The following is a 13,103-nucleotide window of genomic DNA, read 5'->3' on the forward strand; positions in this document are numbered from 1 at the left end:
TCGTAGCGGGACCCGGGATTGAACCGGGGACCTCATGATTATGAATCATGCGCTCTAACCAGCTGAGCTATCCCGCCATCATTTCGTGATTGCGGGTGCAAAGATAGAGCAAGTTTTTGAATTGAGCAAATTTATCCTCCCTTTTTTACTCTTTTTTCGGGAAGAAGCCACATATTGTCCGACTTTATCCGCCAGTAAAGCACTATAAACAAGCAATTTCCACCATTTACCCCAATTAACCTTTCGATGTAAAGTATTTATTTTATGCCACAAAAAAATAATTTGGGACGATTAGAATTCATAAAAAAATATCTTCAATCATTATGGAGTGAACAAAAAAATACTTTAATTTGCCGCCGTTGCAAAAAATACAAATAAAAACACTAAAAACGTCATGAAAAGAAAAACACAAATAGAATATCCACTGAATCCTTCTTCCAGTGTCATCATATGGAATGCCATCAGTACGACCGCCGGCTTGCAGCGCTGGTTTGCCGACCAAGTGACAAAAGAAGGAAAAACCTATACGTTTCACTGGGGAAAAACGGAGACACGGCAAGCTATCGTAGTCAACAGCCGCCCGGAATTTTTCATTCGCTTTCACTGGCTGGATGACGACGAGGCCAAAAGTTATTTCGAAATGAAAATCCATTACAACGAACTGACAACCGACCATACACTGGAAATTACAGACTTTGCTGAACCCGGAGAGGAAGAAGACGTACGCAGCCTTTGGGACTCTCAAATAGAAACCTTGAAAAGAGTTTTCGGAGTATAAATCTATAAAATATACAAAACTTTATTTTGCTGTCCGTTTTTTGTGCTACTTTTGCATGCTGATAATATTAAACAGGAATGCTACGCATAAAAAAACTTGATATATTCGTCTTAAAGAGTTTTCTACTGCTCTTTTCGGGGACATTCTTTATCTGCCTGTTCATTTTCATGATGCAGTTTCTATGGAGATATGTCGACGAACTGGTTGGAAAGGGCTTAGAGATGAGCGTATTGGCTCAATTCTTCTTTTTATCAGCACTGACTTTGATTCCATTGTCTCTCCCGCTGGCCATCCTGCTGGCTGCCTTGATGACATTCGGAAACTTTGGAGAGCGTTATGAGCTGTTGTCCATGAAGGCAGCAGGTATTCCCCTGCTCCGCATTATCCGCCCGGTCGTGCTTTTCTGCATGTTCTTGGGAGTCATGTCGTTTTTTTTTCAGAACGTAATCGGTCCGAAGGCCCAAAAGGAACTCTGGACCCTGCTGGTTTCCATGAAACAAAAATCACCGGAAGTGGACATTCCGGAAGGAGTGTTCTATAGTGACATTGAAGGATATAACATCTACGTCAAGCACAAGGACCGTGAAACAGGTATCCTGAAAGACGTCCTGATATACAATTTTTCCGATGGATTTGAGAATGCCCACATCATTTGGGCAGCAGAAGGAAAATTGGAACTGACTGCCGACAAAAAACACCTGTACCTGCATCTGTACAACGGAGAGCAGTTTGAGAATCTGAAATCCCAATCGGTCATCTCACGCAACGTTCCCTACCGCCGAGAAACATTCAAGGAAAAGCATACCCTGATTGCTTTCGACACCAATTTTGAGATGGTGGATGGCAACTTCCTGAACCAACGTTCGGACATCAAGAACATGCGTGAAATCTCCTTGGCCATCGACTCTCTGAACATGTATGCCGACAGTGTGGGTCATGCCATGTATTCGGACGCCATGAAAACGACGTATCGAAAACCACTGCTTACCAAAACGGATTCCACCAAAATCCAGACAGAACATCTGAGTATTATCAATACCGACAGTATACTGAACAGCATGACATCGGCACAGCGGTTAAAGGCCCTCAACACCACTGAAATGCGGCTTTCTTCACTCATTTCAGAATGGAGCATGAAAAGCTACATGACAAGAGAGGCCGACGGAAACATCCGCCGTCACCAATCAGACTGGCACAAGAAAATCACTTTGTCACTGGCCTGTATCATCTTCTTCTTTATTGGTGCCCCATTAGGAGCCATCATCCGTAAAGGTGGACTGGGTATGCCGGTCGTGATTTCAGTCTTGATCTTTGTGCTCTACTACATCATTGACTCTGGAGCAACCCGTGTGGCTAAAAGTGGAGAAATGAACATTGTGCTGGGTACCTGGATGAGTACCCTCATCCTGGCACCTTTGGGCGGATTCCTCACCTACAAATCCAACAAGGATTCCGTGGTATTCAACATTGATGTATATGCAGCCTTCTTCCGAAAAATACTGGGCATCCGGGTATCGCGCCACATCTTCAAGAAGGAAGTCATCATCCATAACCCTGACTACGACCGAATCTATCAGGACCTGAACGACCTTTGCCGGAAGTGTGAGACCTACGGAAACACCCACAAGCTGTTGGGACCTCCCAACTATTATCAGGTGTTTACCAACAACAAGCATGACGATGCCATCAAGGAAATCAGCCAGCAGATGGAAGTGTTAATAGAAGAACTGTCCAACACCAAAGACGGAGTGGTACTGAACTTTCTGAACAATTATCCGTTCTTATCCATCAAAGCACATAAGAGCGTGTCGGACAACCGCTGGCTCAACCTGCTGATTGGTATCATTGTTCCAGCGGGACTACTCATCTGGCTGAACATCTGGCGTTACCGGGTACGTCTGGACAAGGATCTGAAAACCATTGTCAAGACCAGCCGTGACATACAGGAAAGAATTAAAAAATCATTCTAAACTATCATATCATTATGGAGAAAATCAAACTGAATACAATTGAAGAGGCAATCGAAGATTTCCGCAAAGGAGAATTCGTCATCATCGTAGACGACGAGGACCGCGAGAACGAGGGCGACCTGGTGGTAGCTGCCGAACTGATTACCCCGGAAAAAGTAAATTTCATGCTGAAACATGCAAGAGGTGTACTTTGCGCCCCTATCACTATATCCCGCTGTGAGGAACTGGATCTGCCACATCAGGTGTCTAACAATACGTCTGTACTGGGCACTCCGTTCACTGTGACCATCGACAAGCTGGAAGGCTGTACAACCGGTGTTTCGGCTGCCGACCGTGCGGCTACCATCCGCGCACTGGCCGACCCGACTTCCAAACCGGAAACTTTCGGACGCCCGGGACACGTGAATCCGCTGTATGCACAGGATAAAGGTGTACTCCGCCGTGCCGGACATACGGAAGCCTGCGTGGATATGGCCCGCCTGGCCGGACTCTACCCTGCCGCTGCCCTGATGGAAGTGATGAACGAAGACGGCACGATGGCCCGTCTGCCGGAACTGAAGAAGATGGCCGACGAATATGGCTTCAAACTGATTTCCATTGCCGACCTTATTGCCTACCGCCTGAAACAGGAATCACTGGTAGAAAAAGGAGTGGAAGTAGACATGCCGACCGAATACGGACACTTCCGTCTGATTCCTTTCCGTCAGAAAAGCAACGGACTGGAGCACGTGGCGCTGATCAAAGGTACTTTCTCTGAAAACGAACCGGTACTGGTACGTGTACATTCATCTTGCGCTACCGGCGACATCTTCGGTTCCATGCGCTGCGACTGCGGCGAACAGTTGCACAAGGCCATGCAGCAAATCGAAAAAGAAGGAAAGGGAGCCATCATCTACCTGAACCAGGAAGGACGCGGCATCGGCCTCATGGAAAAAATGAAAGCCTACAAGCTGCAGGAAGAAGGAATGGACACAGTAGATGCCAACCTTTGCTTGGGACACCAGGCTGACGAACGTGACTACGGAGTAGGTGCACAGATTCTTCGTGAAATCGGCATCCACAAGATGCGTCTGCTCACCAACAATCCGGTGAAACGTGTGGGACTGGAAGCCTACGGACTGGAAATCGTAGAAAACGTGCCCATCGAAGTGACGCCCAACAAGTACAATGAACGCTACCTGCGTACCAAAAAAGACAGAATGGGACATACCTTACATTTCAATAAATAATCAAGACCTATGGAAACAAACAATTTAGTAAAAAGCTTTGCCAGCAAAGCCGCACAAACGGCTTTGTTTCGCAGTGTATACATTTGGATGACGCTGGCGCTGGTCATCACAGGCTTTGTGGCCATGTATGTGGCTAAATCATACACCCTCATTGAGACCATGATGCAGAACTCCATCCTGTTCTGGGGTTTGCTGATTGCAGAAGTAGCCTTGGTGATGTATCTCTCTGCCCGCATACATAAAATCAGCTTCACCACGGCTACCCTCCTGTTCATCGCCTATTCGGTACTGAACGGAGTCACAATGTCCGTGCTGTTCCTGGTTTATACCCTCAGCTCCATTGCCACCACTTTCTTCGTGACGGCTGGTACATTCGGGGTAACCGCCTTGTTTGGCTATATCACCAAGAAAGACCTTACCCGCATCGGAAGCCTTTGCCTGATGGGAGTCATCGGACTGATTATCGCCTCACTGGTGAACATGTTCCTCCACAACTCGATGATGGACCTGATTATTTCTTACATCGGGGTACTGCTGTTTGTGGGACTTACCGCCTACGACTCACAGAAAATCAAGCAACTCCTGTCGCACGACGACATTGAAGTGAACGAGACCACACAGAAGATAGCCCTGATGGGAGCCTTGACCCTGTATCTCGACTTCATCAACTTGTTCATTTATCTCCTCCGCATACTCGGAGACAGAAAATAAACCTTTTTCGAAGCTAATTTCTTTTATATGTGGAAGAAATTAGCTTCTTTTGCAAAGAAAATTTCCAACTTTAATAACACAATAAAATGAACCAACTTTCAGATCGTTTGAACAGCCTGTCGCCTTCGGCTACATTGGCTATGTCACAGAAAAGTAGTGAACTTAAAGCTCAGGGGGTTGACGTCATCAACCTGAGTGTGGGAGAACCGGATTTCAATACTCCGGACCATATTAAAGAAGCCGCTAAAAAGGCCATTGACGAAAACTACTCTCGTTATTCACCTGTAGCCGGATATCCGGCACTGCGCAACGCCATCGTGGCAAAATTGAAAAATGAAAACGGTCTGGAATATACCGCCGCACAAATCAGCTGTGCAAACGGTGCCAAGCAGTCTGTCTGCAACACCATCCTCACACTGATCAACAAAGGTGACGAAGTGATTGTTCCGGCTCCTTTCTGGGTAAGCTATCCGGAAATGGTGAAACTGGCCGAAGGTACTCCGGTCATCGTTCGTGCAGGCATCGAACAGGACTTCAAGATTACTCCGGCTCAGCTGGAGGCTGCCATCACTCCGAAAACACGTGCGCTGATTCTCTGCTCTCCGTCCAATCCGACAGGTTCTGTCTATTCAAAGGAAGAACTGAAAGGACTGGCAGAAGTCATCGCCAAGCACGAACGTGTGATTGTCATTGCGGATGAAATCTACGAGCACATCAACTATATCGGCAAACACGAAAGCATCGCTCAGTTTGCTGACATCAAAGACCGCGTAGTCATCGTCAACGGTGTATCAAAGGCATACGCTATGACGGGATGGCGTATCGGTTTCATCGCCGGACCGGAATGGATTGTAAAAGGGGTGAACAAATTGCAGGGACAGTACACTTCAGGACCTTGCTCTGTATCACAGAAAGCCGCTGAAGCTGCTTACACAGGCACTCAGGCTCCGGTAGAAGAAATGCGCAAAGCATTCGAACGCCGTCGTGACCTGATTGTGAAACTGGCCAAAGAAATCCCGGGATTTGAAGTGAACGTGCCGCAGGGAGCCTTCTACCTGTTCCCGAAATGCGATTCTTTCTTCGGAAAGAAAGACGGCGACCGCGTGATCAACAATGCAGATGACTTGGCTATGTACTTGCTGGAAGTAGGCCACGTGGCTTGCGTAGGCGGTACTTCTTTCGGTGCGCCTGAATGCATCCGTATGAGCTACGCCACTTCCGACGAGAACATCGTAGAATCTATGCGTCGTATCAAGGAAACTTTGGCTCGTTTGAAATAAGAGACAGAAAAAGAGACTATTACATGACAGCTCCGAAGATTTTTCGGGGCTGTTTTTTTATGCTTCAAAAACGCACTTGCGTTTCAGATAAAACGTACTTGCGTTTGAAGCAAAACGTACTTGCGTTTGAAGCAAAACGTACTTGCGTTTTAGTTGAAATGTACTTGCGTTTTAACCGAAACGCAAAGGCGTTTTTTGCAGGACCTAATTTGACTACCATATTCCTCAGATAAAGGCAAAAAAATAAGGGAATCCTTTAGCAGGATTCCCTTATTTTGTGTCATACAGACGATTCGATTATCCCAGGTGAATTGCTTCAGAAGGACAAACGTCAGCACAAGTTCCACATTCTGTGCAAGCGTCCGGATTGATTGAATATTTATCACCTTCTGAGATTGCGCCAACCGGGCATTCATCGATACAAGTACCGCAAGCGATACAATCGTCACTAATTACGTAAGCCATTGTTGTAAAAAAGTTAAGTTATTATTAGTCCTAATTTGATAGTGCAAAGTTAATCTTTTTCCTTTCAGTTGTCACATCCACTTTACATTTTCTATCTAATTCGTTACAATTTATAATTCGTCTAAATAAAATCAACGCATTATCGACTGGTACATTGCCTGTTGCATTCGGGTGCGGATGTTGTACTTCACCAGGTTGTTCGTTCCCAAGGCAGAAGGATACGTCCGGTTACTCAAGAACACAAAAACCAGTTCATTGTCCGGATCCACCCATACGCAAGTGCCCGTATAACCAGTATGGCCAAATACGGAAGCAGGTGCTTCAGGTGTGCACGGACTGTTTTCAGGATTTTCCACATTGGGCTTGTCAAATCCCAGACCCCGGCGGCTGTTGCGCGACTTCAGCGTGGTGAACAGTTCACATGTGGCACGGCTCAAATATCTTCTGTCGCCGCAAATACCCTTATCCAGCCACATCTGGGCAATCCGAGCCACATCGTGAGCCGTAGAGAACAAGCCAGCATTTCCCGAAACTCCGCCCATAAAGGCAGCGGCCTCATCCTGCACAAATCCTTGTAACGGTCCTCCACGCAGCAAATCGTTCTTGACAGAGGGCACAATCTGTTCTTTCTTGAACTTACGCAAAGGCAGGAAGGCAGTATGCCTCAACCCCATCGGAGCATAGAACACACTGTCCAGGTACACATCCATCGGAGTACCCGTAATCTTCTCTACCATCTCTTTCAAGAGCATGAAGTTCAGGCAGCTGTAACGGTACGAACGCCCTTTCAACGGGCTCTCTACAATCTGCTTCACCACTTCCTGGCAGAATTCCTTGTTCAGGAACAAGCTGTCGGACACTTGCAGCGGATAGTCTGCCGACGGAGTATGTGACACCCATTGCGGGTTGTACCGGAAATCAGGGCAGGCATACATGTTTTCTGCTAGTTTCAGCGTATGGGTCTTGTCCGGTTTCTTACGGAACAAGGCTCCGTTACAAGACTTCATATCGATGGCCTCCTCATAAAACGGAAGGTAGGCCGGCAATCCGGATTCATGGAACAGCAAATCCTGGATGGTGAGACGAGACTTGTCCGTTTTTTTCAATATAGGCAAATAATCCGATACCCGATCGGTCAGCCCGAACTTTCCCTCGTCATAAAGTTTCATCACGGCCAACAGCGTAGCCGTCACCTTGGTCAGTGAAGCCAGGTCGTACAGACTATTCTCCTTCACCGCCATCCCGCCTTCATACGTATAGTTTCCAAAACATTTGTTGTACACCGGAAGTCCTTCCCTCAGAATCATGACATGACAGCCCGGATAGGCTCCCAACCTGATTCCTTCTTCCGCAATGCTGTCAATATTCGCCAGTATGGAGGCATTCATCCCTACGTCTTCCGGATCATACCTACGGGGAGTATCCGGGTCTACCGTCAATCCGTCTCCCGCCTTGAACAGTCCGGCCAACGGAATGGAGAGTCGTCCGTCGGCATACGCATTGCCTAAAAACAAATCGGCCACATGACGCTGCACGTAGTCCTCATCCGCATGGGCCAGGATGACCGTCGAGGCATGGCGAACCACTTCAGGCATCTTTTCCAGTACCTTCATGTCACCAAAACAAACCAAAGCCAGCGGTTTGTCGGTAGCCAACTTTTCCAGCAGCGGCACATACGGTTCCACATTCTGCGAATGCAGTGCTACCAGTACCCGCTGTGCCGGACGCAAACGAGTCCCGATTGCCTCCAGCGAATCTACATTCGCATGCAGCCAGCTGACCGGAAAATCCTGATGCAACTGATGATAGAAAGGATAAGCTTCCGACAAAGAAGAAGACACGCTCAACAAAACCGTTCCCGACACAGACAAATCGAGCGGGAGCAGGGCCAGCGAATCTTTCGCCACCGTCACCGCCGCTTTCGACAAATTCTGCTGAAGTGCCAACGCTTCCGGAGTGGCAATCTTTTCTTCAAGGCCTTCGGTCGGAATTTCCTTCCAGGAAGAAAGTCCCAAGGCATATTTAAAGGTCAGCACCTTCCGGCATTTCCGGTCAATCTCTTCTTCCGTCAGGGTACCTTTCTTAATCGCAGACATCACTCCGTCGATTTCCTTCTTCAGATTCCGGGGAGCCAGCAGCACATCGTTGCCTGCTGCCAACGCCTGGGCACAGACATTCTCATGTCCTGCAATTCCTTTCATTTCCAAGGCATCCGTCACCACCAGTCCACGGAAATGCAATTCATCGACCAACGTATGCATAATCACTTCTTCCGAAATGGAAGCCGGCTTTTCACCCAAGGCAGGTGCATGCAAATGCCCTACCATCACTCCACCGACGCCCGCTTCAATAGCTTTCTGGAAGGGATACAACTCCACACTGTCCAACCGGCCACGGTCGAAATTCAGTTCAGGCAACGCTTTATGTGAGTCGATTTCCGTATCTCCGTGCCCCGGAAAATGCTTGCACACCGACATCACACCCCCTGCTTCCAGACCGGTGGCATAGGCCACCACCTTCCGGGCCACTTGCCTGGCCTCACTGCCGAAAGACCGGAAGTTGATGACCGGATTATTCGGATTGTTATCTACATCGGCCACAGGAGCAAAATTGACCTGTACTCCAATCAGACGACATTGGCGGGCCACTTCTTTTCCATAAGCATAAAGTAAGGAATCATTCTGCACACATCCCAAAACCCGATTATACGGATACGAGGGTGTATTCTCCAAACGCATGCCCAATCCCCATTCTCCATCGAACGTAATCATCAACGGCACCGATGCATACGACTGAGCAAAATTCGTGAGCTGGACCTGCTTTCCGGTTTCTCCTCCGGTAAACAGCAATCCTCCGATGGCGTAGTCTTCTATGGCTTTCCGCAGCACATTCTTATTGTACTGGGTCGTCACCGGCTGGAGCGTATAAATAAACAGCTGGCCCACCTTCTGCTTCAAGGTCATGCGCTGCATTTGCTTGTCCACCCATTTCCGGCAAGCCTCCGTGTCATGCATCTGTTTCAAGAGAGCCGGCTCCTGTGCGAAGAGGCCCGTGACCATCAGACAGCACCACACCAGGCTCCACAAACTTTTTCTTATCATTCCATCTTCATTTTTTAGTTCTTCTGCATCTTGACAATCATTCTTCCCACAAAGGCTGCACTTTTTCCCATCTGCTGCACGGGGACCTCTATCCCATCCAAGTTCTTATAGAATTTCGGTGCGTCGAAGAATGAATGAGAGTGTCCACCCAGCACAAGGTCAATATGGCGGGTGTTCTCTATCAGCTCCACATCCGAGTAAGGTTCACCTTCCCAGCCCAAGTGCGACAGACAAATCACGAGGTCACAATGCTCCTGATTTTTCAACAAATCAGCCATCCGCTGACCTTCTGCCACCGGGTCTTCAAACTTCACATTTCCGTAATTGGCATGTGCCACCAGTCCGTCGAGTTCCGGACTTAATCCGAACACCCCGATACGGATGCCGTCGCGTTCCAGCACGACATATTCTTTCACCAGTCCTTCGAGTACGGTTCCGGTCACATCATAATTGGCACACACAATAGGAAACTTGGCCATCTTGAACAGACGGGCCATGTTGTCGAGGCCGAAATCAAACTCATGGTTTCCAATGGTGCCGGCATCATACCCCATCTCGTTCATCATCTTGATTTCCACTTCTCCCTTGAACAGGTTATAATAAGGACTCCCCTGAGAAAAATCGCCGGAATCGAACAACAGCATATCCTTGTGTTCCTTCCGTTGTTCCTTCACGAAGGCAGCCCGGCGCAAGATACCCGCTTTCCCTGCCACCACGGAATCCGGGAAGTAAGAAGCATAGGGTTCGATGCGGCTGTGCATGTCGTTTGTGTGGAATATATACAGTTCTTTTACCGACTGAGCTGCCACCACACCTGCCAGCATACACATCAGCCATAAGCAATATATCTTTTTCATATCATTCTTCTATTTCAATTGGACGCACTCACTTTGATTCTCCCTTCTACCTGGGCCGACACAAACTGACCCTTCTGTTCGCACTGCTTTACTGCATCCATCAGCAACGTACGCAGCAACGCATCCTTGGGAAGTGTTTTTGACTTTGCCTTCCGGAAAGCCATCATCCGGTCGTTTCCTTCGGCCAAGTAATCAATGGTAGCCACCGTGTAAAGTTTCTTTGGCTCAATCGGTCGTCCGTTGACCTTTGCCTCCAAAAGATTTCCTTCTTTGTCAATCTTTAATGAGGCCCCACTGAGTCCTTCGCCATGTACCGCCGCAATTTCCGTGAAAAGTTCTTTCAAGGTAGTTCCATCCATAGTCAATACACACAAGGCATTCTCAAAAGGAGCGATTTCATAAATGGTACCGTAAGTAATCTCGCCTTCCGGCATCGCATTGCGAATACCTCCCATATTCATGACCGCCACATCCGCAGGCTTGCCATTAGCCCTGGAAGCCGCCTGGCGGAGTACATCGGCAATCCAGTTCGACAACGGGGATTCCGGACGATACGACCTCATATCTTTTGCCGAATGCCCGATGATCGGCGACATGATACTGTCTACTTTCTGCTGATAGGGTTTCAAGATACTCAAAGCCTCCGGATCCGGATTCCGGTCATATTTATCAGTAATGGCTATCCGTCCGCCTTCTACTTCCACCAGTGAATAGCCCGAACTACAACCAGTTAGCAACCATCCGGCAAAGACTCCGAGGACCATACCTTTTACTAATTTCTTCTCTAAACAATTCATACACAAATCTATTTGGAGTCAAAAGTAACGAAAAAAGAAACACTGACAAAAGAATGACAAAAGCTATCCGGAAGAGTTCTCATTTTTTAATAAAATACGCAAGAAACATTTGGCTGCATCATAAAAAAGCGCTATCTTTGCACCGCTTTCGCGCAATCGCTGTCAAAGAAGAGTTACTTGATATGTTGCGTTGTAACGATAAACAATTTAATTTAAAAAAGAAAATGGATTTAATTAAAATTGCAGAAGAAGCATTTGCTACTGGCAAACAGCATCCTTCATTCAAAGCTGGTGATACTATTACAGTAGCATACCGTATCGTTGAAGGTAGCAAGGAACGTGTACAGTTGTACCGCGGTGTTGTTATCAAAATTTCAGGTCACGGTGAAAAGAAACGTTTCACTGTACGCAAAATGTCAGGCACAGTGGGTGTTGAACGTATCTTCCCATTGGAATCTCCGGCTATCGACAGCATCACTGTCAACAAAGTGGGTAAAGTTCGTCGCGCTAAATTGTATTATTTGCGTGCACTTACTGGTAAGAAAGCCAGAATTCAGGAAAAGCGTGCTAACGCGTAATTCAGTCTATTCCCTGAAAAAAGACAAAATAAAAGAGCGTATCGGTCATCCCGGTACGCTCTTTTATTTTATGACTCATCCAGCATCTCCTTCAATTTCTTTTTCCCATAAAAGATCCGACTCTTTACCAGCCCAATCGGAATTCCGGTATGATTCGCAATCTCCAGGTACTTGAATCCTTTCAACCTCATTGCAACGACTATCCGAAGATGTTCAGGCAGCTCATCGATTACCTGACAAACCTCTTTAAAGCCATATTCATCATCCGCAAACTCCATCGCCCGTGCCATCTCCGCATCTACATTGTTATCGGACAAACTCATAAACAGATAATATTTTTTGGACTTGCAAATATTAATAAAAGTATTGTGCATAATCGTATACAACCAACCTTTAAAATTAGCATTTTCATTATACCTCTCTCTATTCTCCAGTGCTCGCAACAAGGTTTCCTGTATCAAATCTTCAGCATCCTCCTTTTGGGGAAACAACAAATACGCATAACTGCGCAGCTTTCCCTGCAAGGCTATCAGCTCCTCCTCAAAATCAAAACTTTCCATATCAGCTCAAGACCTATTCTCTTTTATAATATATGATATGCCACATCATTATTATTCAACTTTAAATGTTTCTATTGCAATTTCATCTTTTTATTCCAAAGGCAACATCCTCCTCCACCCTTTCGAGAATATTTGCAGCAATTCCAATATGAAATCACTGACTTGCACTTCATCTGCATACAAATCAAAGGCCAGACAACGCAAAGAAGCATCGTCTACCTCATGAGCCCAGTTCAGAAAATCTGTCACTTGCTGCTGAAAATATTGCTCATGTGAGAAGAAAGCATCCAAAGCTCCCATCGGATTCGACCAGTGCTCCGGCTTGAAACTTTGTGCTTCCACACACACTTCACCGCCCACAGACAATAGATACTCAGCCATCTTACGAATGCGTCCAGCCTTCTTCTGCACCTGCACTTCCAACCAAGAGGAAAGCATCGGCATACCTTGCTCACTAAAATACAATTGAAAAGCCGTATAAAGCCCAGAAGACCACACCTCACTGTTAAGTTGCTCATTGACAACCTCTTCTATTATTTTATCCATAATTTTCCATTTTGCATTGAATTAACAACCAATAATGACATACTGTCAACAAAGATAATAAGAATACGGAAATTTTGTCAGACTCTACCTAACAAGACAGACAAAATATCTATTTCTTTTTCGATCTGTTTCAACCGTTGGAGGATCTTGTCAAAATCGTCGGTATACAACAAGGCTCTGGCAGTACGAATATCCTCCAGCATGCAGCGAATCATGTCCCAAATCTTACTT

12 protein-coding genes and 1 tRNA gene are annotated in these 13,103 nt (G+C 46.7%); 6 read left to right on the forward strand and 7 right to left on the reverse strand.

Features of this window, described 5'->3' with window-relative positions; translation table 11 throughout:
* Window positions 1-3: 3 nt before the first annotated feature.
* Window positions 4-77 (reverse strand) — tRNA-Met (locus RDP42_RS08290).
* Between the two features lie 317 nt (window positions 78-394).
* Between RDP42_RS08290 and RDP42_RS08295 the strand changes: the two genes are divergently transcribed.
* The 5 genes from RDP42_RS08295 (at window position 395) to RDP42_RS08315 (ending at window position 5,968) form a co-directional block, all read left to right on the forward strand.
* Window positions 395-778 (forward strand): START-like domain-containing protein, encoded by a 384-nt coding sequence (locus RDP42_RS08295; RefSeq protein WP_303915117.1) that lies wholly within the window; start codon window positions 395-397, stop codon window positions 776-778.
* A gap of 77 nt (window positions 779-855) precedes the next feature.
* Window positions 856-2,748 (forward strand): LptF/LptG family permease, encoded by a 1,893-nt coding sequence (locus RDP42_RS08300; protein ID WP_308763301.1) that lies wholly within the window; start codon window positions 856-858, stop codon window positions 2,746-2,748.
* A 14-nt stretch (window positions 2,749-2,762) separates the two neighbouring features.
* Window positions 2,763-3,977, forward strand: a complete 1,215-nt coding sequence (locus RDP42_RS08305; RefSeq protein WP_204475424.1) for a bifunctional 3,4-dihydroxy-2-butanone-4-phosphate synthase/GTP cyclohydrolase II — start codon at window positions 2,763-2,765, stop codon at window positions 3,975-3,977.
* 9 nt (window positions 3,978-3,986) lie between these two features.
* The gene (locus RDP42_RS08310; protein WP_308763302.1) at window positions 3,987-4,688 is read left to right on the forward strand and encodes a Bax inhibitor-1/YccA family protein; all 702 of its coding nucleotides are present in this window, start codon (window positions 3,987-3,989) and stop codon (window positions 4,686-4,688) included.
* Between the two features lie 86 nt (window positions 4,689-4,774).
* Window positions 4,775-5,968 (forward strand): pyridoxal phosphate-dependent aminotransferase, encoded by a 1,194-nt coding sequence (locus tag RDP42_RS08315; RefSeq protein WP_204475426.1) that lies wholly within the window; start codon window positions 4,775-4,777, stop codon window positions 5,966-5,968.
* Between the two features lie 297 nt (window positions 5,969-6,265).
* Here RDP42_RS08315 and RDP42_RS08320 read toward each other — a convergent pair whose 3' ends face one another.
* The 4 genes from RDP42_RS08320 to RDP42_RS08335 all read right to left on the reverse strand — a co-directional run bounded on the left by RDP42_RS08320 (window position 6,266) and on the right by RDP42_RS08335 (window position 11,188).
* Window positions 6,266-6,433, reverse strand: a complete 168-nt coding sequence (locus RDP42_RS08320; RefSeq protein ID WP_007557742.1) for a DUF362 domain-containing protein — start codon at window positions 6,431-6,433, stop codon at window positions 6,266-6,268.
* 131 nt (window positions 6,434-6,564) lie between these two features.
* On the reverse strand, window positions 6,565-9,534 hold the full coding sequence (locus RDP42_RS08325) for a glycoside hydrolase family 3 N-terminal domain-containing protein (RefSeq protein WP_308763303.1): 2,970 nt from the start codon (window positions 9,532-9,534) through the stop codon (window positions 6,565-6,567).
* 14 nt (window positions 9,535-9,548) lie between these two features.
* Window positions 9,549-10,391 (reverse strand): metallophosphatase, encoded by an 843-nt coding sequence (locus RDP42_RS08330; RefSeq protein ID WP_308763304.1) that lies wholly within the window; start codon window positions 10,389-10,391, stop codon window positions 9,549-9,551.
* Window positions 10,392-10,405: 14 nt separating this feature from the next.
* The gene (locus RDP42_RS08335) at window positions 10,406-11,188 is read right to left on the reverse strand and encodes a 5'-nucleotidase (protein WP_308763305.1); all 783 of its coding nucleotides are present in this window, start codon (window positions 11,186-11,188) and stop codon (window positions 10,406-10,408) included.
* A gap of 224 nt (window positions 11,189-11,412) precedes the next feature.
* Between RDP42_RS08335 and rplS the strand changes: the two genes are divergently transcribed.
* Window positions 11,413-11,766 carry a 50S ribosomal protein L19 gene (rplS, locus tag RDP42_RS08340; protein WP_022352866.1) on the forward strand — a complete coding sequence of 118 codons (354 nt, stop codon included), beginning with the start codon at window positions 11,413-11,415 and terminating at the stop codon, window positions 11,764-11,766.
* Between the two features lie 68 nt (window positions 11,767-11,834).
* Here rplS and RDP42_RS08345 read toward each other — a convergent pair whose 3' ends face one another.
* A complete protein-coding gene (locus tag RDP42_RS08345; protein ID WP_308763306.1) occupies window positions 11,835-12,326 on the reverse strand; it encodes an RNA polymerase sigma factor in 492 nt (163 codons plus the stop codon).
* 90 nt (window positions 12,327-12,416) lie between these two features.
* The gene (locus tag RDP42_RS08350; protein WP_308763307.1) at window positions 12,417-12,872 is read right to left on the reverse strand and encodes a ferritin-like domain-containing protein; all 456 of its coding nucleotides are present in this window, start codon (window positions 12,870-12,872) and stop codon (window positions 12,417-12,419) included.
* Window positions 12,873-13,103 lie beyond the last annotated feature (231 nt).

Source organism: uncultured Bacteroides sp., assembly GCF_902472605.1.
Lineage (GTDB): Bacteria > Bacteroidota > Bacteroidia > Bacteroidales > Bacteroidaceae > Phocaeicola.

Coding starts and splice junctions, on each gene's coding strand:
- RDP42_RS08295 (WP_303915117.1), top strand. CDS start 395: ATGAAAAGAAAAACACAAATAGAATATCCACTGAATCCTTCTTCCAGT.
- RDP42_RS08300 (WP_308763301.1), top strand. CDS start 856: ATGCTACGCATAAAAAAACTTGATATATTCGTCTTAAAGAGTTTTCTA.
- RDP42_RS08305 (WP_204475424.1), top strand. CDS start 2,763: ATGGAGAAAATCAAACTGAATACAATTGAAGAGGCAATCGAAGATTTC.
- RDP42_RS08310 (WP_308763302.1), top strand. CDS start 3,987: ATGGAAACAAACAATTTAGTAAAAAGCTTTGCCAGCAAAGCCGCACAA.
- RDP42_RS08315 (WP_204475426.1), top strand. CDS start 4,775: ATGAACCAACTTTCAGATCGTTTGAACAGCCTGTCGCCTTCGGCTACA.
- RDP42_RS08320 (WP_007557742.1), bottom strand. CDS start 6,433: ATGGCTTACGTAATTAGTGACGATTGTATCGCTTGCGGTACTTGTATC.
- RDP42_RS08325 (WP_308763303.1), bottom strand. CDS start 9,534: ATGATAAGAAAAAGTTTGTGGAGCCTGGTGTGGTGCTGTCTGATGGTC.
- RDP42_RS08330 (WP_308763304.1), bottom strand. CDS start 10,391: ATGAAAAAGATATATTGCTTATGGCTGATGTGTATGCTGGCAGGTGTG.
- RDP42_RS08335 (WP_308763305.1), bottom strand. CDS start 11,188: ATGAATTGTTTAGAGAAGAAATTAGTAAAAGGTATGGTCCTCGGAGTC.
- rplS (WP_022352866.1), top strand. CDS start 11,413: ATGGATTTAATTAAAATTGCAGAAGAAGCATTTGCTACTGGCAAACAG.
- RDP42_RS08345 (WP_308763306.1), bottom strand. CDS start 12,326: ATGGAAAGTTTTGATTTTGAGGAGGAGCTGATAGCCTTGCAGGGAAAG.
- RDP42_RS08350 (WP_308763307.1), bottom strand. CDS start 12,872: ATGGATAAAATAATAGAAGAGGTTGTCAATGAGCAACTTAACAGTGAG.